Source organism: Candidatus Bathyarchaeia archaeon (genome assembly GCA_035283685.1).
Taxonomy (GTDB): Archaea; Thermoproteota; Bathyarchaeia; order Bathyarchaeales; family Bathyarchaeaceae; genus DATETJ01.
This window is the reverse complement of the sequence record DATETJ010000011.1, coordinates 23,740-45,688: the sequence shown is the minus strand read 5'-3', so window position 1 is coordinate 45,688 and position 21,949 is coordinate 23,740. Positions and strand designations below refer to the sequence as shown.

Genomic DNA, 21,949 nt, shown 5'->3' with positions numbered 1-21,949 from the left:
CACAAGGGCGCGGCAGATTTTATAAGCAAATTGACGATGTAAGGGTTATACCAATTGTGTTACAAAGGTGAGAGAAAATGTCAAAACCAGTCAAGAAAACTGTCATAATGTTCCTTGACACAGACAAGCACGCTAGCCCATTTGACATTCTAACTGCAGTCGACTTATTTCCAGAAGCTCAAATCCTCGCTTATAGTAATGTCGCGCCTGAGGACTCAAAACGCATCATCCAAGATGCAATGTTTCCCCGTGGACCAGACGGAGCAAAACAGACCAAGCTATTCATAGGCGGATACGACGTTGAAAAAGCCATCCAGATTCTCGAAATCGCAAAGAAAAGCATGTTTCCCCCTTTTGAGTTGGCAGTGATAGTTGATCCAAGAGGAGCCTACACCACAGCCTCGGCAGCCGTAGCCAAGACGCTGTCGACACTCATGGAGAAGAATCTAGGAGACTTCAGCGATAAGACCACCACAGTGCTAGCAGGAACAGGCCCAGTTGGCCAAGTTGCCTCAAGACTCTATGCCGTTGAAGGTGCAAACGTTGTCGTCACCTCAAGAGACCTGACTAGGTCAACTGCCATTGCAAACAAAATCAACGAGGAAATAGGCACTGACAAAGCACGCGGAGTACAAGCAGCCTCTCCGCACGAAATCGGCGAAGCGATAAAAGACTCACACGTGGTACTGTCAGCTGGCGCAGCTGGAATTGCATTACTCCCAAGGGTGGCACTCGAAGAATTTGGAACAAAGTGCAAAGTCGTAGCCGACATCAACGCGATTCCACCACTGGGTGTAGAAGGGCTCAAACCCACCGATGAAAATGTCGAAATAAAGCCAAGTGTTTGGGGCATTGGGGCACTGGCAATTGGCACGTTTAAGAACAAGATTGAAGCGCAGTTGTTTAGACGAGCTGTGGAATCGCCTAAAGGAATATTCGACTACAAAACCGCGTACGAAATCGCTAAATCAATAGTGCTGGAGAAACTCCAGAAAAGCAAGGAGAAGCAAAACCCAAGCGAAACTGGACGAAACCTTCTCCCCTTTTAGCCGCTCCCTGCCTCGCTTTCTGCTAACCTCGTTGCTTTCGTCTTAAAGAGAAGGGTTTTCACTTCAGGTCAAGTGTCACTTTGAATGTGCCGTCCTTTAGATGCGTGCTTACGAAACCCATTTTCTTCGCGAGTCTGATAGCCTTGACATTGTCCGGCAACATTATGCCGTAAATGCTTTCCAGCCCGAGACCACGACCAATCTTGACCATATATTCAACGAATTTTGTGCCTAATCCTAAACCTTGATACGTGTCAGCAACTATGAAAGCGATTTCCCCGGTTTTTCTGTCTGATTCTATGCTGAGTCTGACGACGCCCAAGATTTTCCTGCGTCCGTCTTCTGTTAGCTCAGCTACAATAGCCATCTCTCGGCTATAGTCAATTTTGCAGTATCGAGCCCGAACTTCATGTGGCGTGTCTTTTATGAGTTCAAAGAACCTGTAGCGGATGGCTTCTTCCGAGAACTCCTTAAACATGTCTAACCACAAAGGCTCGTCTTCGGGTTTTATTGGTCGCAGCAAAACCGTGCGTCCATCACGAAGTTTCCAATAGGCTTCATACTCTTTAGGATACGGGTAAACAACCGTTTGAACGTCAGGCTTGGAGAAGTCATCGATTACCATGTCGGCTTTTGACAAGTCTTGGTTGCCACTATTCGGGTTCCTGTAAGCTATGCATTTCATTCCAGCACTTTTTGCTGCCTCCACTCCCAGTTTGGAGTCCTCGATGACTATGCACTCAGCGGGACCCAAGCCAAGGCTCCTTGCTGCTTTCAGGAATATCTCCGGGTCAGGCTTACTTCGACTAATATCCTCTGCACAGACTACAGAGTCGAAGAGTCTGGCAATTTTCAGTTTCCTCAGAAAATACTGTACCAGCTTTCTGTGTCCGCTGGATGCAATTGCGAGTCTAAGACCGCACTTCTTCAGGCTCTTGATTAGTCTAATCACTCCCTTCGTAGGCTTGGTTTTTTTCTCCAGCAGCTTGAAGAGGATAGCCTCCTTTTCCCGAAATAGCCTATCTACCGTCGTGTTCAACCTGTACTTTTGTATCAAATCTGTGAACTCGAATTCAGCTGTGGTTCCAGTATATGTCCTCAATTCATCCGTTGACACTCTGGCTCCATGCTTTAGCAGAATTCGCTTTTCAGCTTCGATGTGCATGGGCTCGCTGTCGACAATTACTCCGTCCATGTCAAAAATGACTGCTTTGATCATGTTCAACAAGCCTCCTGTATTGATGTCGACGCACTGAGCACCACGCAATCTATCATATGAAGTCCTTCTATTTCAACAGATGCGCAGAGCAGGTTTTTCCTAGCAGCGAAACTCTTAAAGACACTGAAACCTTATTGAAGGCACGCTCTCAGGACCCTGACCAGGACCACGAGAAACAACCTAAAGTAAGGATATAGGAAAATGCAGCCACAAACCATCAAATATCCAACAGGACCCGATACATTCGTCGAGGTTGTGGATACTTTTGCCGAAATGTTTCCCATGTGGGCTGGGCGAGTCTTAATCACGGCTGAAAACGAAAAATGGGCTTTAACCGCAGCTCGAACTGCCACAGGCTTCGGAACCTCGATCATCATGTCGCCTGCGGAAGCAGGAATCGAGAGCACAGCGACTCCAGACAAAACGCCAGACGGAAGAACCGGAGTCATCATACAAATCTACCACCGCAACAGACTCGACCTGAAATCCCAGATGATCCTGCGAATCGGTCAATGCGTCATGACGTGTCCAACAACCGCTGCGTTTGACGCGTTGCCAGAGTCTAAGAGAAGAATGAAAGTAGGTCGTAGCCTCCGATATTTCGGCGACGGCTTTCAAAAGAGAGACACCATGTTTGAGCGCCTAGTGTGGCGCATTCCAGTAATGGAAGGCGAGTTCATCGTCGAAGACCGTTTTGGAGCCATCAATGCTATCGGAGGCGGAAACTTCCTAGTCATGACTGAAAGCCAAAAAGCAGGTCTACACGCGGCTGAAGAAGCTGTGAAGGCCATAAGCCAATTGAACGAGAAAGTAATCCTGCCTTTCCCCGGCGGCGTTTGCCGCTCAGGCTCAAAAGCTGGCTCACTGAAATACAAGCTAAAAGCCTCAACTTTTCACCAGTTCTGCCCCAAACTGAAAAAGCTCGTGCCGGACTCCCAGGTGCCTGACAACATCAACAGCGTGTACGAGATTGTAATCGACGGCTTGAGCTTGGACTCGATTAAGCGAGCAATGGCTGTAGGCATTCAGGCGGCAGTTAAGGTTCCAGGCGTCTTAAGAATCTCCGCGGGCAACTACGGAGGAAAACTTGGTCAGTGCAGGGCGGATTTGAAAGAAGCTCTTGGTCTGCAGACAGCCGTTTAAGGTGCGTGCCACAGAGAGTTTGCGCCTAGTTGTTGCTATTTCTGGTGCCAGCGGCGTTGTCTACGGCAAACGTCTGCTCGAGGTGCTGAAAGAGAAGAAAGTGGAAACACATCTGATCGTGAGCAAAGCAGCTGAAAAAGTAATCGAACACGAACTTGAAGTGGGCAGAAAAGACATTGAGAAGCTAGCAAACCGCGCATACGACGTAGATGACTTGACCGCACCGTTGATGAGTGGCTCATTCAAAACTGACGGCATGGTCATAATTCCATGCTCAATGAAAACCCTAGCGGGTATCACACACGGATTCGCCGACAACCTCATTCTAAGGGCTGCGGACGTGACATTGAAGGAAAAAAGACGATTAGTCGTTGTGCCACGCGAAACTCCTTTGAACGTGGTTCACCTGCGCAACATGTTAACAGCTGCGAAGTTGGGAGTTTTCGTCGTTCCCGCCATGCCTGCCTTCTACCACGATCCCAAAGATATCAGTGATATGGTTGACTTTGTTGTCGGCAGAGTTCTGGACTGCTTTAGCATTGAGCATAAGTTGTTTAGACGTTATTCTGGCATGAAGACCCGAGGCAAGGCTCCAACTTGAAACTGACTCGTTTTGCTGTAATCAACTCAGAATCCTACGGTGTTCAAGTTGCCAAAGACCGAATTCTCGACCTTCGAGTTTTGTCGGAGACAATGAAACATCCAGTGCCATCAAGTCTTGAGGAACTCACAATTTGCAGCGAAGAAGGTCTAGCTGATGTTGAGCATCTTATACGTGAAGCCAGTGGGCAGAACAAGAGAAAGGCAACTCTGGGCTTAGACAGAGCAAGACTGCTCGCGCCTTTTGTGACTCCACCTAAAATAGTCTGTCTCGGCTTAAACTATCGAGATCACATTGCGGAACAAAATGCAGCTCTCCCTGACGACTTGGTCATCTTCATGAAACCTCGAACTGCAATCATCGGACCAAACGACACCATAGTTAAGCCAAACTTCGTGGAGAAGTTGGACTATGAGGGAGAACTTGCGATAATCATTGGCAAGAGGGGCAAAAACATCAGCCTCAAAGACACGAAACAACACATCTTCGGCTACACATGCTTCAATGACGTCTCAGCGAGAGACATCCAGTTTAAGGACAAACAGTGGACACGCGGAAAAGGCTGCGACACTTTTGCGCCAACCGGACCGTGCGTGACCACAGCCGACCAGATAGGCGATCCGGACAATCTGCGGATCCGAACTCGTGTAAACGGCGAAGTGCGACAAGACTCATCAACTCGCAACATGGTCTTCAGCGTCACCCAGATAGTGCACAAACTGAGCCTCATCATGACGCTAGAACCATGCGATATGATAGCAACAGGCACGCCCGCTGGCGTAGGATTCGCAATGAAGCCAAAGCCAAGGTTCCTAAAATCAGGCGACCTAGTTGAGATAGAAATCGAGAACGTCGGAACCCTAAGAAATAGAGTGGTGAAAGCTAGCTAAGCTATCCGATCCCCAGCTCAGCCAGCCTTATGTCGAACACTTCCCGCAGCAAAGCGATGGGAAGTTCACCGTTGGCCGTCATAGTGTCGTGGAAGAACCTTTCACTGAATTTCTTGCCCATTCTCTTCATGATGTCCGCGCGCAACTGCAAAATCAGATGCTTGCCAATCAGATATGAGAGCGGATATCCTGGGGTCATGGTATAACGTCTGACCTCAGCCACAGCCGCCTCCTTCGACATACCAGCTTCCTTCATAAGCATGTCAACTGCCTCGTCGAAAGCCATCTCTCCGCGCGACAACTTGATATCCACGATTATTCTTACCGCACGCCAAATTCCATCATTGACCATCATGAAACGGCTTTCCAAACCCTTAATGAAACCATGCTCAGTCATCATCTCTTCGCAGTAGTGAGCCCAGCCCTCGATGACTTCGTTTCCTCCTGCAAACAAGCGCACCAGTGAACCTCGGTTGGACATAGCGCCTTGAAGGAAATGCCCAGGAAAGCCTTCATGCACCGCCGTGCCCGAAATGCTTGCGTAGTTCAAGTGTTTACCCAAATTCTTGATATCCCTTGGACGCGTCACGATGTAAATTCCCTCTTGGCGTTTGTCAAACTTGGCCGGCGGGATCAACGCTGCAAAGGGTATGATTGGAGCCATGAACGCAGGGGTTTCCTCAACGTGAAGCTTGTCGTCCGGGTAAACGGTGGCAAGGTCGCTCTTGATTATGAAATCTCTTGATTTCTCCATTGTTACTTTCGTGGCCTTCAGAGCTTCTTCAAAGGTTTTAGGCGCGTTTGCTTCGATTACTTCCATGACTTCTTTGACGCTTTTTCCAGGCGCAATCTGCTTTGCCAGCTTGTCCCGCTCCTGTTTGAGTTCTTCAAGGAACCTCGTGCCCAACTTGTAGATTTCGTCAGCTGTCATGCCCAAGCCGCGCAGTTTTAGCCATTTGTCAAACTTCTCCTTGCCCAAAGCCCATTCAGCCTGTGTCTTTGGCAGTAGAGAGTTCAACCACTCTTGGTGATCTTTGATGGGCTTCTGAAGGTCAGCCACGGCTTTTGTTAATCGGCTGTGAAGCTCGTCGGATATGGCACCTTTAGTTGCTGCCACAAGAAACTGAAAAAGGCCAGGAATCTGCTGACAACTCTCAATGGCAATTTCAGTCCAGAGTTTCACGGGTTTTGATTTATCAAAGCGTGTTCTGAACTCTTCTAGGAATTTGGGGAGTTTTTCCATTCTGGCCACCATTGCATCAACTCGTTTTTCCATTGGCGCATAGTTTCGTGTTAACATGATGAAGAAGACGCCGCCGACTTCGTCGAAAGCGTCTGGATTTGTCTCCCAAACGCGTTGCTCGTAAATTTGAAACTTGAACTTTTCATACATCTGCTCGATGACTTTCCAGTCGATTTTGTGGTCCGCGCTGAGTTTTTCATAGTTCACTGTCCTTTTCATTTTGCCGATCCATTCTTCGGCGATCTTTAAGCTCTTGAATATGTTCTTGCTGCTTCCATCCGACATAAGCCAGTCGTATGGATCATGCAGCCCCAAGAACGTGGCGTAGGTGGGGTTTTCCTCCATGAACTTCGTGAACATTTCCATGTTGAGTTTCTCAAATTTCTGATCTTCACTCATCTTTCTTCACCTTGAGTTTGCACAGCTATGCCGAGGGTTGGCTTATTTGTCTTTTCACACTTGAGCTTAGATTGACTGGCCGTAGTCCCTGCCAACCCGATGCTCATCAAAAACATCAATAACATGATCACTGTTGACATCAGCGCTTGCGTTCCAGCTGGGATCTCCGAATTTAGAACCGTACAGGCCCACTACAACATCAAGATCAGGCTTGTCAACAGTCCCATCGTTGTTGACATCGCCTTGCAGCGTCCTGAAGACAGCGTCTTCCATTGCATTTGGGAAGCTTGGCATCGCGCCGGGATCATACAGCAATGCGTTTGTGACATCAATGGTGCACGCCCCCTTGGCCTTAACCTGAAGTGTCAGAAGTGCCAGAGTTCCACTGCCGCTAACACCGCTGTCAAGTGTTGCCAACGAAGACCAACCACGCATGCGGATTACACCTTCATTTGGATAAGTTTCGTAACTGAACTGTGTTGTCCGATTTCCAAACTCGCCCTTAAGAAAGTCTCCTTCACTGGCAGTTGACACGTCAAAGAGAGCTGGGTTCCACCAAAGATATGCATCCCAGCTGTGCACGAATCTTGCGTCTGCAACGTCTAGGTTAACATTGAATGACTGCCCAGGATTTCCGAAGTTCACGTATGGTTCCAAGCGAATTCTGGTGAAAGGAGCGAGCTGGAAATCAGCTGTAATCGAACCACTGGATGGTACGCTTCTCAATATTGTGTCGCCTATGAACCCTGTGGCAGAGACATTAACAGTGTAAGTCCAGGCAGGTAAATTTGAGAGAGTATAACGACCGTCTGAATCGGTGATGTTGGAATAACCAACGTCAGCTGTGACCGTGGCGCCGACTATGGGACTGCCTGTGGTGGCATCTGTGACATTTCCAACTATATTGCCTGGCGGGACAGATTGCAGCAGGAAGTTCACCGTTTCTGTTCCCCCAGCTCTGACCCTAATGTTGCCTTGGGAGCTACTGGAGTATCCAGGCGCTGAAGCCGTGACAGTATAAGTTCCAGCTAACGCAAAAATAGTGTAGTAGCCATTGGCGTCGGTTGTGTTGAGAAATTCCGAGTCTGCCTTTACAAGAGCCTGATCAATGGGTTGGTTTGTCGTTTGATCTCTCACCGTTCCCGTGATTCTCCCAAAGGGCACAAGCGCGAAATTCAGACTAGTTGTTGCTCCAGACTGGACAGAAGCTGTTGTGGACTGAGCGACATATCCAACCTTGTAGGCGTCAACAGTCCAAGAAGCCCAAGCGGGAACGTTTTCTATGGAATACTGTCCATTTAGATCTGTTGTTGCTTCTCTTTCCCATGAGCCTCGGCGTACTCTAACTGTTGCTTGATTCACTGGGTCTCTGGTGGCGTCATCGGTGACTGTTCCAGAAATTCGTCCTGCAGGAACAGAGGCTGACGCGAAATCTGCTAACTGAGTGTTTCCTGTGCTTACAGTGACTTGCTGGGTTTGGCTCGCGTAACCCGGCGCAGAAACCATTAGCGTGTAGGTTCCATTTGACAGATCGAGCCATTCGTAGTGTCCAGTTGAGTTGGTGAGGCGAATTTCTTCTCCGATGGTTATGTTCGCTTCTGCTATGCCAGTGCTGGGCGATGCTGCATCATGCACTCTGCCTCTTATTGAAAGCATGTTGAGCATGAAGTCCGGCGGCGTATTCATGGTTGGATAGATGAATGTTGAATGTGTTTTTTGGACGTAGCCTAATGCGGTAATCGCTATTGTGTAAGGTCCTGGAGCCAATCCCGTGATGGTGTAGTTACCATAAGCATCGGTGGCTGTGGATCCATGCGATGGTCCACTGCATTCCACTTGGGCGTTTTCGATACCTGTGCCAATTTTCAGGTTTTTGACTTTGCCTTTGATTGTTCCTGTGGACTGACCATATGCGAGCGGCAAAGATGCGGTGAATGAACAGACTAGAAACAGGATTAACAAGCAACACGATGATCGGTACTTGACTATGGAGTGTTCAGTTTTCAGCAGCTTGGTCCGCCTTCAGTCAGATGGCACAAGACATAGCAAGAACAAAAAAAGGGGAGAGAGTATATGGCGAGCTTGTTGACCTTATCCACCGACTGCTGCGACGGCAGCGTCGACTTGGAGTAGTCCGCTGCCAACTGCGTCGTTAGCCCATTGTGTCCAGTAGTAGCCTGTTGGTCCGACGCTGACGAATATAGCCATGTATGGCATTGTTGCGGGTGGGAATCCGGCGCTGTTAGCGAATGTTACTGGAGCTTTCCAAGCTGTGCTTTCTAGGACGGCTTCCATTTGGCTTTGTGTGAGTTTTGCGCCCTTTTTCTCAGCTAGCAGTGCTGCTGCGCCTGCAACGTGTGGTGATGACATGCTGGTTCCGCTTACGTAGGCGTATGCTAGGCTCGGGTCTGACGGCAAGGGTCCCCATGCGGGTGTCCAATATGGTCCAACAACCCAGCCGCCCGACGCGGCTACGTCCAAATCTTGTCCTGCAAGCGCACGACTGCTGAATGAGGACATGTATGCTTGGGTGCCTGCCCATGTGCCATAGAGGATTGAGGCTGGTGCGGGTGTCATTAGATCTTCAGGTACGTCGTTGACCCAGAATGCCCGGTTTTCTCTGCCGCCTACTATAGGCCACCATTGTCCGGTCCAAGCAGATGAAGCCGCGGAGATCACTTGGGGGAATCCGCCTGGCCAACCCATGCCAGAAGCTCCTCGGTTGCCTGCAGATGCAACCACGATCACTCCGGCGGCGATTGCATTGTTGATGGAGGTTTCGATGTCAGATGACGGTGCACTTGCGCCAAGGCTCATGTTAATTATGACTTTTCCGGGCTCAAACATGCCTGAAGTGACTAATGATGTGACGTAGTCGATGCCTGCGGCAACCATCCCAGATGTGCCCCAAGCTGTCTGGCGAGTGTAGTCGTAGAATGACAGGACTTTGACGGGTATTATCTTGGCTAACGGCGCTACCCCTGTGACTGGCATTCCGCGGTAGTTGTAACCAATTATAGTGCTTGCTACATGGGTTCCGTGTCCGCTGACGGCGTCGTCCCATGGAACCGTTGTGATAACGCCCGTGTCAAGGTCTTGCACAAATCCTATGCCGAGTTCAGTGACTATGCGGTTTCTTGGGAAGAAGTAGTTCCAAATGGGCAACATGCCTGTGTCCAAAACCGCGACCACAACGCCTCTGCCATACCATTTGCTGTTCGGGTGAGCAAGCTGGTCTATGTCAATCATATCTTGATCAAAGGCAACCATTCCGCCCACAAAATCAGTGAATGTCTGACCTGGAGGGTATGCTTGGTTCATTGTAAGGTCTGGAGGCAATGGGATGGCTTCAACGTCTCCAACTGAAACTATGGAGGGTGCTTTCACCAATGGCAACGCAGTGAAAATGGCTATTGTCAGTAGTGCTATTGTTATTTGGGCAAACAGTTTGTTTTCTCTCATGATGGTTTGTCTCTCCTTTCTCCTACAAGTTTTAAGCGATAACTAGTGATGCTTACTACGCTATAAAAATTTGTGGAACAATCTTCTATGCCTCTGTATATCGTTTTGATAGTGGCTTTTCGCCACAGGTTTTTACTCACTTTCATGTGAACCCTAGCGCAAAGTGGCCTGCGTTGCCTAGTGATTCCGGGCTGAGGGCGTGAACAGCCAGATGGAATAATGGTCTCGTATATTAGACGGATATATTTCAGATTCTTAACAAGCCTTTTATTAAAAGGCGCACCATGTTGGGGACGGGCCTCCACAAAGGCATGACTTCCGCACGAAGATCGACCGCCAAGTCTACGCAAAATCCTGCTAACACTCAAATGTGGTTCGAAGCAACGTGGAGGTCCACTATCGACTTCTTGCTTTGTGTGTTCTTTTTTCACATTTTGTTTAGAGTCAAAGTCCAACCCAAAGGGATGTCGAAAGAGTGAAAACTATTAAGATCAGATGCGTACGGAAAGAGTAAGCGTGGGAGAAAATCGCTCTTAAGAGAAGGATCAAGTAAGCGAGAGTTAAGAAAAGGGGTAATTGCCTAAAGGTTCCATCCACTCGATCTCCGTTAAAGGAATTCTGCTGGCTTTTGCTCTGATCGAGGCAGCGAAGTGCAAGACATTTCGATCTGGTTCGAAGCTGTGAAGGCTGCGTGCCGCTTTTGTGATGAGCACGTTTACTATGACTGAGCCATCTCTTAGGTGAAGGTTCACTTTGCGTCCAATGTGTGAACGCGCCACGTTTAGGTCGATTGTGTGCATGTGTTTCACCATTCAATGTCTTTTTCAGCTATTTCGCCCCAGCAGTGACGGCAGATAGGTAACACTTGGTCTTTGTACTGAATGTAGACTTCGATATTTGTGCTGCTGCATTTGCCGTTCCACGGGCTCTTGCATGAGTCGGCCATTTTCGATGTCACCCTCTCATTGAGTGCCCCAACCGCATCAAGATGATATAAATTCTGTGACCAAGAAGCAAGGTATGTCGGTGAGGGACTAGAGTGAAAGTGAAAATGTGGCGAATGTTTCAGAGTGTTCTTGGATTTAAGGATTTGTTCCTCGTTCATATGTCGGTGTTTACGCTTGTTTATTGAGGCGCAAATCTTAAATTGATGTTGTGCAATATTCTCTTTGCTGAGTAATGCGATGAAATCTAAAACAAAAGCGGCTCTTTCTTTCTTGTTTGCCATTTTGCTCGTCTCTATATCTGTCATGGCTTGGCAGTTTCGAACTGCCGCGGACCCAGTTCCTGAGGGAAATCCCATAATCTCAAACGGATTACGCAGCATGCTTGCTTCTGCCACTCCAGATCAGAAGATCAAAGTATGGATAGATTTCAACGCAACAATGTATCACGAAGTCACGGGTCTAACTAAACCCCCTGCTTTGATACTGGGTGCAAGAGGTGTTCAACCTCCTTTTACCACATCTAACGAAAAGCGGGAAGTCATATGGTGCGCCGTGGACCTATTGTCCAAGGACATCGAACAGGCAGTGTCAATCGCAGGCGTGAATAAAGTTGATTTATACACGATTCCAGAAGAGATATTCGATTTCTACCCGCTTTCCCAAGCGGAAAGTGACTATGTGCGAGACTTGCGCAGTAATAGAAAAAGTATGGAAGAAGTCCTCAAGTACTACCCTGTGCGTGCAATTCGAAGGGTTGATCCGGTTCTCTGGGCTCTCACATATAGAGCATCGATTGAACAGCCTTTGGCGAAGATTAGAGTCTTGTTTGACACACCTTCTGATGCTTCGAGTCAAAGTGTTATTGTTGCTTTGAATAAACATGGCCTAGCATATAAAGACATCAAAATGGAATCACTACAGGTGATATTTGCCGATATCCCGCCAAGTCTCGGGCTTCTTTCGGAGCTATCATGGCTTCCGGTAAACGCATTACTTCCAAATTGGGCGAGCTATGCTTTAGCCTAGTCGGAGGAATGGTGAAATGGTTTTGCCTTCGCCCAAATTTCTTCTGCTGCTTTTCCTCGCCACGTTCTTTGTGCTACCGCCATCGGTGAAAGCATTAGACATCAGCAATAGTGTGATTAGATCTGACATGGTTAGAAACGATCTGAACATTCGTGGTCGAGGCGTAGGGGTAGCGGTTTTGGATACTGGTGTAGATGCTTTCCATCCTGCCCTCACTGGGAGAATAGTCTCGCAAGTAGACTTCACCGGAGAAGGCGTAGGAGACTTTAACGGCCATGGAACACACGTTACAGGCATTGTTGCGAGCCAGGACGCTACTTTCATCGGCGTTTCTCCTGCCGCGGATATTTCAAGTGTCAAGATATTGAATGCGGTTGGATGGTGGTTTTACGACTGGTATTTCCAAGGTACTCAGTGGGTTTACCGGAATAGGGATGTCTTTAACATAAGGGTTGCAAGCCTCTCCGCAGGCGAGCCCTATAACACGTTCAATTACGAGGTTGGTGGGACGAGTCTTTGGAGTCGGGCCGCTGACGAACTCGTTGACGCCGGAGTGGTATTCGTAGCAATAGCGGGTAATGAGGGCCAATTTGATGAATCAGAGCAAATCAGGGATCCAGGGGTTGCCTTCAACGTTATAACAGTGGGCGCTGTTGATGATCAAGGTAATGCTGACAGGGATCAGTCAGTACTGCCACAATTTAGCAGCAGGGGTCCTGCTTCAGGCGGAAGGCCGAAGCCTGATCTTGTTGCGCCAGGCGTTGACATTTGGTCTACTTTGCCCAACGCAGCGTGGGGATCAGGTGATGGGACCAGCATGGTAACACCTCATGTAAGCGGTACCGTTGCGCTGATGCTTGAAGCAAACCCCAACCTTAGACCTCTGCAGGTTAAGGCTGCACTGAGACAAACTGCTTATCTGAATAATGATTTGAGAGGTCGTTCGATTAATGCCCGGGGGTGGGGAATCGTCGATGCCTACGCAGCAACTTTGCAGGCTCAGGCTCCAAACTCAATCGACATGAACTTGAGCTGGGATCCCTTTGCGTGGAGGTCTTTGGAGAAAATCGAACATTATTCTTGGGGCTACACGGTGAAAACCGTTGTTTTCGGCGTTAATTCCATTGGCGGCTTTTCGTTATTTTCCGTGTTGTTCAATAAGACAATAGTGAACAACCAGACCGGTCAGGTGCAATATGTTCCGGACATGTTGTTCGGTCAGATAAGTTCTTCATATGTTTGGGTTGATCACAAGAGATATTTTCTGGAAAAAAGGTACTTTGAGCGAGGACCAAGGCCGTTGTACATCAATGATGGCGATCGAGACTATTGGCTAATAATTGGCGAAATGAGAATAGAGGACATGGAATTGAAAATAATGCATTCGGTTAAGAGCTGGAGTCTAACGATTGAACCAATCTGGTTCGTTAAGAACACTGGGAGCAGACGCCATCAGTTTGCGCTACTTCAGTTTCTAGACGCCAAACTGATAACATCAACAAACAATTATGTAACGTACTCTTGGAATGGAGCCACAATTTACAGCGAAACAAAAGTCTACTACATGGGGCTAATTGTTAAGAATACAATGGTTAGTTCACCACAACTCTACCTGGACCCTACCTACAACGATCACCCGTGGGAATGGATTCTCCGAGGTAACCCGTTTACGCATGATCCTGATAGCGAGTTGAACAGCGAAACTGTCTATGATACTGACATATCATTGTACTACAAGGCCGACTATCCGAGAATTGAGCCTAACTACCAGTGGGCTGTAGGCCCATGGATATGGATATCCGGATAAGCAATAGAGTCAAGCCCATCAAATACATGGGGTCCGTACTGATATCTGCTTCCGTTTTGTTGACTCTACTACTTTGTTCACCTTCTCTTGTAGGCTCTGGCTGGATGAGCGTTGGTGCGTTTGTGGAGTTCGACATGAGGCACGAATCATACTTGTACAGCATCGGCGGGGTTCATTCAAAGATTAATTGGAGGATAGAAGCTTTCGAAGACACCAGCATAGTCCTAAACGTTACAGCCTATCAGACTTCGGTGGAGGGAGCATACTCTGGCTCGAGAGGCGACCCCGAGGTTGGGTCGCCGGTTGGGGAGCCGCCTCTAAACTTCTTGATGACAGTCGGTTCTTCTAATGGAAGTTATAGACTCTACAACCAACATATCATAGTCAACGCAACAGTTTTAGGCACAGTCAAGAGCATCAAACTCGGGAGAACCACGTTCCAAGTTTCAGGTCAACCTGTCTTGAACACAACCTTAGGATTCATAGAAGCCTTTGAACTTAAGCATACAAGACTCATTGATTTCTCTTTGAGAGAAGAAACAACTCTTCTCGTCAGCAAATCAACCGGCATTGTTATCAGACAACTTATCCAATGGTATGATGCCGACTCAGATGTCTTAGGCGCTGAAAGAGAACATAACATCTCGAAGACAAACGTAGATATACCTTTATGGAGCCCCCCACCGTTCGATTTCCTCAAGAGCTACCCCTGGCTACCAATTGTGGTAATCGCTATCCCACTAGCCCTGATTATCATCGTCATATGGAAGAAACGTCCATTCAAGAAAAAAGCGCCTACTGGACAGATGTCCGACAAACTGGATTGATTTCAGCTAGCTGTGGCTCATTCAATAACCATAAGAGATGCCGACGACCGCTTCCTGCCATCAATCTCATTCATAGCGTTGCCTTCGCCAAGTGTTGTATGGGCATTGACGCCAGCAGTAAAAACTGCCCTTCATTGTACAACTTCTGCACTCAGCATTATTGAAAGGTCTAGGTCGAGGCCTTCGTGATCTCAGAGGGCGTTGAGCCAAAAGACGTTGACACTCCACCAAGAAATGAAATGACTTACCTCGCTAATAAACAGTTAATTAAGACTCAAATTAACGAGGCGCCTTTCTATTTTGCTGTTTTTTGAACAGCTCCACCAGTTCTTCCAAAGCCTTCGAGGGGTCACCTTGAGTCGGTGAGCCAAATGCGCCTCTCCACCATCGTATTGATCTTTCAAGTTCAATTCTGGCAAAGAGGGCAAGAAATAGTCCTAGAACCGTCAATGTTATAATAATGTTGAGAGGGAATCCAAAGACAAGCGTCATTGTGGGAATCAGCCAATAAATGAAGAGGCCCACAAGGAACACAAAAACGGGCACCACTATCCCGTGCAAGATTCCTTCAATAAGAGGAAGCTTTCTGACAATGATAAAGGGTATCCTTGGAACGGGAAGCCACATCAGCAGCCTTACCAGTACACGATATCGAAGTTGCATTCTTGAATAAAGCGCCTCAAGATCTTCTTCGTGCTGTGACAATATTGCTGCGATCCTAAAGCGAAAGGAAGACGAACAGTGTTTAAATATCTTTTTGGATGGTCGACCTACTTTGCCGTTCTTCTAGTGCTTCGTGTGGGTTTGCGCCGGGAAACTATGCTAAAAGTGCATACGCTTACTCCGACCAAAATCGACGCGAATGCGTACGGAAGCAGGTTCAAATTGGGATACTCAATTCGAGACGTTACCACCATTCTGAATATCACTATCTGGAGAGGAGACCTTGGGTCAAGTAGCCCCGGGGCACCTACTTGAACCGTGTACAGCCCTGTATAGTTTGCCGAGATTCCATTTTGGAACTGTGTACCATATGATATGCCTGCAGTCAGATTGTGGTAAGGATCGAAAACATTGACTATTACTTCGTTTGGATCGACATAGGAACCTCCCCCATAGTATTTTGCGACAAACTTCTCACCTTGAGTCAAGCTAACATTCGACACCTCAGGCACATCTCTATATCCTTCCGCGATTTTCTCAAGATTTTCATCCTCCCTAGTAACTGCATTCCTAGAAATCGCAGAAAGGGCAAGTCCAAAAAACAATAGGATCAAGCCTATGCCAAGCAGCTTAATCCTCATGATCTAGCCTCCATCGAAAATATTTCATACTCGACCTTAAAGGGATTATTCTTTCAGGATCTCCAATCAGACGTGCTGATTTGTTTTAGTTCGGAAGGTCAAGAAATGGACCATGATTTCTAGAGTCTCCCTTACGCAGTGGGGGCGAACTCTTTCCATTTTGCTGTTCCGATCAAGTTGCACGCGGCATAGTGTCCATCCCCATAATCATTGAGAGCAGGCTCTTTTTCTTTGCAGATCGGAAACTCGGCGATTGGACATCTTGTGTGGAATCTGCAGCCTGAGGGTGGATTCACCGGGCTGGGAATCTCGCCTTTTATCACTATGTCGCTGCGCTTGACAAGGGGATCTGGAACAGGTACAGCTGAGATTAGTGCTCGGGTGTAGGGATGCATGGGTTCATAAACCAGTTTGTCCGTCGGTCCCTTTTCCATTATCTTCCCCAGATACATCACTGCAATTCTGTCACACATGTGTCTAGCCAAAGCCAAGTCATGGGTAATGTATACGAAAGAGGCGCCTGTTTTCTCGACCAATGTGGACATCAGGTTCAAGATGTCTGCTCGGATGGAAACGTCAAGCATTGACACGGGTTCGTCTGCGACAATAAACTCGGGATTCAGAACGAATGCTCTTCCAGTTGCAACTCTCTGGCGTTGTCCACCACTTAATTCGTGTGGATACCTGAAAACGAATTCTTCAGGAGGAATTAGATCAACGTCTTCGAGGGTTTTGTAGACTTTCTCTTCCACCTGTTTCTCATCATGACCTAGTCCTTGGACTTGGAGTGGTTCAGATAAAATGTCGTTGATTGTCATTCTCGGGTTCAAGGATTCATAAGGATCCTGAAAAACGATCTGCATTTTTTGGCGAAGAGGCTTCAACTCAGAGTCTGACAGAGTCGTTATATTTTTTCCATGGAACACTATTTTTCCGCTTGTTGGATCAATCAGTCGCAGCATAAGTCTCCCTGTGGTTGTCTTTCCGCTGCCGCTCTCACCTGCCAAACCAAAGATCTCGCCTCTTCTAACATCGAAGCTTATGTCATCTACCGCACGAACATGGAGCTGACTCCTCGAAAAGATGGATGAGAAGAGTCCCATTTTGACCGGGAACCACTTCACCAGATTTTCTACTTTCACAACGACATCTTGCGCCATAGCAGTTCTTTTCCTAAGTCTTTGTCACGAGATAACAAGCCGCATAGTGACCTTCACTTATCTTCTCCAATTCTGGCATCTTCATCCTGCATACTTCCATGGCGTATGGGCATCTTGGATGGAATCTACAACCCGACGGAGGATTCAACAGGTCTGGCGGCTGTCCAGGAATCGATTTCATCTTTGTCCTTGCAGCCTTAATGCTTGGGAAAGCTGCCATCAAACCCTGCGTGTACGGGTGCAAGGGCTCTTTGAAAATGCCGACAACGTTTCCGTATTCTGCAATCCCACCGGCATACATGATCGCTGCTTTTTCACATGTTTCAGCAATAATGGACAAATCATGGGTGATTAATATCATAGCGAGGTTGAGTTTCGTCTTGAGCTCTCGTAATAGTCTAAGAACCTGCGCCTGCACGATAACGTCCAACGCGGTTCCCGGCTCGTCTCCTATTAAGAGGTCGGGGTTGCACGCAATCGACATGGCAATCAGTGCCCGCTGTCTCATTCCGCCGCTGAACTCGTGGGGATAGTTGCTTCCTCTTGCAGGCCCTATGCCAACCATTTCTAGGAGTTTTCGAGTTCTTTCCTCAGCCTCTTTTCTGGAAACTTCGGGTTCATGTGTTACAATGGCTTCGATTATTTGTTCTCCAACTTTGAAGACTGGGTTCAAGGCGTTCATTGCGCCTTGAAAAACGATTGCCATCCTCTTCCATCTCACGTTCTTTCTCATATCGTCTTCAGGGAGCGTCACGATGTCGGTGTTGTCAAAGAGTACTTTGCCTTCAATTATTCTGCCAGCGCCTGGAAGCAACCTTAGAAGGGACAGTGCAACTGTGGTTTTGCCGCACCCTGACTCGCCTGCGAGGCCTAAAGCTTCTCCCTTTTCCACTTGGAAGCTGATGCCCTCAACGGCTTTCACTGGGCCTCTGAGCGTTGTGTAATATGTTTTTAAATCCTGCACATCTAACAGCGGCATCTTCCAATGCCTTCCAATCTCTCCGGGTGTTCCTAGGAGAGGTTGAGTGATAAGCTGGATGGATAATATAAGGCTTTTTTGAATGAAGAAGCTCATCTAATCTTGCATTTTTGCGCTGAATTCTTGTCGAGTCTTCTGATATTTTGGCCACGTTTCCTTAGCGAGTGAACTGGTATTGTAGCTCCATTGTTTTCAGAAAGGTTGGGGTTGTAAGCGAGACTCGAAAGTTGAGGTGCCACCGCATGTTTCCTTGCGTGCTTGGCTTTTCGTAATATTCATTGAAGCTCCGCGCTGTTTCGTCATGGGCAACGATGTTCATTGAAAAGCGATTGGTTGAGTATGGTGACACTCGTAATGGTTGGATCGGGGAGACGTAGCCGTCGGGTAGTTGCCAGAGATTTGTCACGATTTCTTGGTAAGGTGTTCCGGAGCGTGGTCCTCCTGGTGAAATCACGATAGTGTGGTTTTCTCCTTCAAAGTAGACTGTTCCAGTCATACCATTTAGCATCAGGTCTCCGTAGTCTGTTGGATTTTTCACCTTCAATGTCACAATGACTTCCAAATCGTCTTGTGTTGTGCTAAATCTGAGGCCGGTTAATTCCAGTTTCAGGTTGGCTAAAGCGTTGAAGAATCCCAGATATTTTGTGGTGGCGTCAGCTAGCGAGATCGATGAAAGGACTGTCACGGCTAGTAGGAGAATCTTCGCCGTTTGCCGCTTTGACATGCTCAAGTTCTTTCACCGATTTGTCAAGGCAAGCTATATTAGCCTATTTTCTCATCCTTCGCTTTGATCGTGATGTTCAGAGTGGAACTCAGAGACCTAGCCGCGACAGTTGGCTGGGCTGTCGTGCTCTCATCCATCATCTCGCCTGCTTTGTATGTGAGGGCCTCGCTAGCCGAGTCAGATTTTGTTCTTTTGTTCTTTGGAAGTGCAATTGTGGGCGCTGTGTTGGCGGATTTGGAAAGGTTGATTATTAGTTGCGTTGTGGCCATTACGTCGTCCCTCGCCATCATTTATGTTTGCTTGAACCTTCCCGTCATCCTAAACTTGGCTGTTGCAGGAGAGGCCTTAGGCGTCACGGCGGTTGTGATGATTTTCCGAGCCATCTTCCCGATCTCCATCGTTGTTATTCTTTTCGGAGGCCTACTCGGCAGTTTTGTAGGAGAAAGGCTGAACCTTCGTTAACGTCTCTGTCTCAGTTTCGGATTCAGTATCTCGTCAAGCGCATATCCGATCAGTATGAAAGACAGAGACACTAAGGCAATTGACACTCCCGGGGGAACAATCCACCACCAATACTGGCCGCCTTGGTATTGCTGCGCGTCGTAAAGTGTTCTTCCCCAAGATGCTTGATTCGGATCAAATAGTCCCAGCCAGCTTAGGGCTGCCTCTGACAGTATGGCGCTTGGAACGTTTAAGGCAAGTGAAACATAGACTAGGTTCATTACGTTTGGCAGCACATGTCTGGATATTATATGCCATTTGCCGGCTCCTACTGCTTTAGCTGCCTCCACGAATGGTCTTTCTCTTAAGCTGAGAGTCTGAGACCTAACCATTCTTGCGAAACCCATCCATCCTAGGACGCCTATGACCATGATTAGGTTCCAAAGTGAAGGTCCCAGCACGGCGATCAAGACTAGTAGGAGTGGCAGCCCGGGGAGAACAAGGAGTGCGTCTGTGAATCGCATTAAGATTTCGTCTATTACTCTACCTAGGTATCCAGCGATCAAGCCCACGAACAAACCAATGAATACAGATAAGACAGCTGAAAAAATTCCGACAAAAAGTGAGATGCGCGCTCCGTAGACTAATTGTGAGAACAGATCTCTTCCACGTTGGTCGGTGCCGAGAACACCGTAGGCGTTTCCGTAGAGCCTGAAGCCTAAGTCGTCGACGTTCACCGATATGTCTCTGTCCACTGTCCCGGAATTTTGGTCCGTGAATATTACTTCAAAACCGTACTGGTATTCTCCGGGAATTGGGAAAACTGCTTTTGCCGCTTTCAGTCCTATTATTCCAGTGATCTTTTGAACTCTTTCAACCATGCGCGATTCATACGAGTCAACGCTGCTGGTGGGTGTTATCCAGTGGCCTGTTGTGTTTGTTATTTTTGGCGATGTCCAGAGGTAGAATCTGTCCAAGGTTACGTTTCCCACGCGAAGTGGGCTGCCGCTTGCGTTGGCGATGAAGAGTCTGGTTTCGACGTTTACTTCCTCAGCCCCGTTGACCAGCACGGTCACGTCGGCACTGAATCTTTCTGGTGGTGATCCATATCGATAATCGAAGTTGTTTGTCAAGACTACATAGACTGTTCCTGCGGGTGCTCTTGATCTTGCCCGGTGGAATGATATTTCTGCTGATCCTGGGCCTGATCCGCCGAATTCAATGGGCCTTCCCAGGTCTGAGTGTTTTAGTGTGATGCTGCTCAGAGAAGGATAAGCCGTCTCAACCGTGAGGTTCCAGTCAGGATTGCTGCCGGTGAGTGAGTCAGCTAATAGGAAGTGTGGGTCCTTTACTGGGTAGATGTCTTCGGCTACGTTTTGGCCGCTAGGCATATATTTGAACCATATAGGCTGGGCGTAGTCGCTGGACACGAAGTTGTCAAATGTTGGGTCGTTGGGTGTCAAGAGTGGCGCGCCCACCGCCAAAAATGCAAAGAAAACCAGTATTGCTATGCCGAACATTCCTCGTCTGCTTCGGCCGAAGACTTTGAGAAAGTTTCTGAATCTCTTAGCTGTGAATACGAATCTGGATCGGTAAGTTGGCCTCGTGACGGTCATCCTGTCACCCATATTTGATCCGGGGATCAACGATACCGTACAGGACATCTGCTACAAAGTTGGCTGCGATCACGCACAAAGCTATTAGATAGAAGATTGTTTGAAGGGCTGGATAGTCGCTATATGAGATCGCCTGCCAAGTCCATTGTCCTATTCCAGGATACGTGAACACTTGCTCCGTTATTATTGCCCCGCTCAATATGAAACCAAACGTGAGAGCCACACTTGTGATCAGTGGCAGTGAGGCGTTTTTCAACGCGTGTTTGAACAAGACGGTTCTTTCTTTCAGACCCTTTGCCTTTGCGGTCAGAATGTAATCTTCTGAGAGTGTCTCGAGCATTGTAGCCCTTGTCAGAAGCAGATATCCGCCGTAGCTGAACACCGTAAGAGTAAGAGCTGGAAGGAAAAGGTGCAGCAGTCGCCCTTGAATCTCTATTAGACTCGGTAAGGCAATTTGAACGCCCATGAGGCTGCCCAAAATAATTTTTGGAGGAAATCCTCCGGTTGACTGAAATTCTATAGCCCAAGCTGGTGGGTATGTGTTGGCGTTTGGGAACCAGCGAAGGTTGAAATAAAACACTAGTAGGAGAACCATGCCTATCCAGAAGGAGGGAAGTGAATACGTCGTTAATGAGCCGAGAACGGACACGTTGTCGAAGATTCCCCCGCGTTTTTGTGCTGCTATCACTCCAAGCGTAATGCCTAGTACGATTGCTAGGATTTCTGAGGTTCCCATTAAGAGAAGTGTGTTGAATAGGCGGTCTCCAACTTCGTTTATTATGTAGTCGCCTGTGCGGTAGGAGGCGCCAAATCTGAAAGTGAGCATATTTAGGATGTACAGTCCAAATCTTTCGGTGACACTTTTGTCTAGGCCGAATCTTGCTATAATCTCATTTCGCATCTCTTCGTTCCTGATTCTGTTTGATCCTGCGAAGACTTCGATGGGGTTTCCTGGCATTAGCTGGAATATTATGAAATTCAGCGTGAGGACGAAGAAGACGAGGAAAACAGAGAACAGAGTTCTTTTAACTATGAAGCCTCGAAGTCCCACCTTTCTTCACCTTTCACTCTTGAGACTCGGTTTTCTGTGGAGAGTGATGTGTCCGTGGGCG

Annotated in this window: 21 protein-coding genes; 8 read left to right on the top strand and 13 right to left on the bottom strand. The window is 47.8% G+C overall.

The annotated features are described in order from the left end of the window. Positions 1–77: 77 nt before the first annotated feature. Positions 78–1,049 carry a methylene-tetrahydromethanopterin dehydrogenase N-terminal domain-containing protein gene (locus tag VJ249_10710; GenBank protein ID HKZ95030.1) on the top strand — a complete coding sequence of 324 codons (972 nt, stop codon included), beginning with the start codon at positions 78–80 and terminating at the stop codon, positions 1,047–1,049. A gap of 58 nt (positions 1,050–1,107) precedes the next feature. On the opposite strand, the gene VJ249_10705 is transcribed toward VJ249_10710, so the two are convergent. Further along, positions 1,108–2,268, bottom strand: a complete 1,161-nt coding sequence (locus VJ249_10705; protein HKZ95029.1) for an HAD-IA family hydrolase — start codon at positions 2,266–2,268, stop codon at positions 1,108–1,110. Positions 2,269–2,469: 201 nt separating this feature from the next. Between VJ249_10705 and fhcD the strand changes: the two genes are divergently transcribed. From fhcD to VJ249_10690, 3 genes are read left to right on the top strand one after another with little or no spacing between them, the layout of a single operon-like run. Beyond that, positions 2,470–3,411 (top strand): formylmethanofuran--tetrahydromethanopterin N-formyltransferase, encoded by a 942-nt coding sequence (gene fhcD / locus VJ249_10700; GenBank protein HKZ95028.1) that lies wholly within the window; start codon positions 2,470–2,472, stop codon positions 3,409–3,411. Then, positions 3,389–4,012: a UbiX family flavin prenyltransferase gene (locus VJ249_10695; GenBank protein ID HKZ95027.1), complete on the top strand. Its 624-nt coding sequence runs from the start codon at positions 3,389–3,391 to the stop codon at positions 4,010–4,012. Before fhcD ends, VJ249_10695 begins: the two co-directional genes overlap by 23 nt. After that, positions 4,009–4,902, top strand: a complete 894-nt coding sequence (locus tag VJ249_10690; GenBank protein ID HKZ95026.1) for a fumarylacetoacetate hydrolase family protein — start codon at positions 4,009–4,011, stop codon at positions 4,900–4,902. The genes VJ249_10695 and VJ249_10690 overlap by 4 nt, the downstream gene beginning before the upstream one ends. A gap of 1 nt (position 4,903) precedes the next feature. Here the strand turns inward: VJ249_10690 and VJ249_10685 are convergent, their stop codons facing one another. From VJ249_10685 to VJ249_10665, 5 genes are all read right to left on the bottom strand, one after another. Beyond that, entirely contained in the window at positions 4,904–6,544 is a 1,641-nt protein-coding gene (locus VJ249_10685; protein ID HKZ95025.1) for a DUF885 domain-containing protein, read from the bottom strand. Positions 6,545–6,610: 66 nt separating this feature from the next. Continuing rightward, positions 6,611–8,467 carry a carboxypeptidase regulatory-like domain-containing protein gene (locus tag VJ249_10680; GenBank protein HKZ95024.1) on the bottom strand — a complete coding sequence of 619 codons (1,857 nt, stop codon included), beginning with the start codon at positions 8,465–8,467 and terminating at the stop codon, positions 6,611–6,613. Between the two features lie 168 nt (positions 8,468–8,635). Then, complete coding sequence (locus tag VJ249_10675) at positions 8,636–10,006, bottom strand: S8 family serine peptidase (protein HKZ95023.1); 1,371 nt, start codon at positions 10,004–10,006, stop codon at positions 8,636–8,638. A 560-nt stretch (positions 10,007–10,566) separates the two neighbouring features. Then, positions 10,567–10,806 carry a hypothetical protein gene (locus tag VJ249_10670; protein HKZ95022.1) on the bottom strand — a complete coding sequence of 80 codons (240 nt, stop codon included), beginning with the start codon at positions 10,804–10,806 and terminating at the stop codon, positions 10,567–10,569. 5 nt (positions 10,807–10,811) lie between these two features. Beyond that, complete coding sequence (locus VJ249_10665) at positions 10,812–10,952, bottom strand: hypothetical protein (protein ID HKZ95021.1); 141 nt, start codon at positions 10,950–10,952, stop codon at positions 10,812–10,814. Positions 10,953–11,190: 238 nt separating this feature from the next. Here VJ249_10665 and VJ249_10660 point away from each other — a divergent pair, with 238 nt between their 5' ends. From VJ249_10660 to VJ249_10650, 3 genes are all read left to right on the top strand, one after another. After that, positions 11,191–11,979: a hypothetical protein gene (locus tag VJ249_10660; protein ID HKZ95020.1), complete on the top strand. Its 789-nt coding sequence runs from the start codon at positions 11,191–11,193 to the stop codon at positions 11,977–11,979. A gap of 22 nt (positions 11,980–12,001) precedes the next feature. Then, the gene (locus VJ249_10655) at positions 12,002–13,786 is read left to right on the top strand and encodes a S8 family serine peptidase (GenBank protein ID HKZ95019.1); all 1,785 of its coding nucleotides are present in this window, start codon (positions 12,002–12,004) and stop codon (positions 13,784–13,786) included. Positions 13,787–13,920: 134 nt separating this feature from the next. After that, positions 13,921–14,613, top strand: coding sequence for a hypothetical protein (locus tag VJ249_10650; protein HKZ95018.1), 693 nt, complete (start codon positions 13,921–13,923; stop codon positions 14,611–14,613). A gap of 279 nt (positions 14,614–14,892) precedes the next feature. Here VJ249_10650 and VJ249_10645 read toward each other — a convergent pair whose 3' ends face one another. The 5 genes from VJ249_10645 to VJ249_10625 all read right to left on the bottom strand — a co-directional run bounded on the left by VJ249_10645 (position 14,893) and on the right by VJ249_10625 (position 18,780). Beyond that, a complete protein-coding gene (locus VJ249_10645; protein ID HKZ95017.1) occupies positions 14,893–15,318 on the bottom strand; it encodes a hypothetical protein in 426 nt (141 codons plus the stop codon). Between the two features lie 65 nt (positions 15,319–15,383). Next, positions 15,384–15,917 (bottom strand): hypothetical protein, encoded by a 534-nt coding sequence (locus VJ249_10640; protein ID HKZ95016.1) that lies wholly within the window; start codon positions 15,915–15,917, stop codon positions 15,384–15,386. A 131-nt stretch (positions 15,918–16,048) separates the two neighbouring features. Further along, positions 16,049–17,077 (bottom strand): ABC transporter ATP-binding protein, encoded by a 1,029-nt coding sequence (locus tag VJ249_10635; protein ID HKZ95015.1) that lies wholly within the window; start codon positions 17,075–17,077, stop codon positions 16,049–16,051. A 13-nt stretch (positions 17,078–17,090) separates the two neighbouring features. Beyond that, the gene (locus tag VJ249_10630) at positions 17,091–18,056 is read right to left on the bottom strand and encodes an ABC transporter ATP-binding protein (protein HKZ95014.1); all 966 of its coding nucleotides are present in this window, start codon (positions 18,054–18,056) and stop codon (positions 17,091–17,093) included. A 157-nt stretch (positions 18,057–18,213) separates the two neighbouring features. Then, the gene (locus VJ249_10625; protein ID HKZ95013.1) at positions 18,214–18,780 is read right to left on the bottom strand and encodes a hypothetical protein; all 567 of its coding nucleotides are present in this window, start codon (positions 18,778–18,780) and stop codon (positions 18,214–18,216) included. Between the two features lie 81 nt (positions 18,781–18,861). Here VJ249_10625 and VJ249_10620 point away from each other — a divergent pair, with 81 nt between their 5' ends. Next, positions 18,862–19,242, top strand: a complete 381-nt coding sequence (locus VJ249_10620; GenBank protein ID HKZ95012.1) for a hypothetical protein — start codon at positions 18,862–18,864, stop codon at positions 19,240–19,242. Here VJ249_10620 and VJ249_10615 read toward each other — a convergent pair. Further along, positions 19,239–20,837: an ABC transporter permease gene (locus VJ249_10615; GenBank protein HKZ95011.1), complete on the bottom strand. Its 1,599-nt coding sequence runs from the start codon at positions 20,835–20,837 to the stop codon at positions 19,239–19,241. The genes VJ249_10620 and VJ249_10615 overlap by 4 nt on opposite strands. Before the next feature lie 4 nt (positions 20,838–20,841). Continuing rightward, entirely contained in the window at positions 20,842–21,888 is a 1,047-nt protein-coding gene (locus VJ249_10610) for an ABC transporter permease (protein ID HKZ95010.1), read from the bottom strand. Positions 21,889–21,949: the final 61 nt, after the last annotated feature.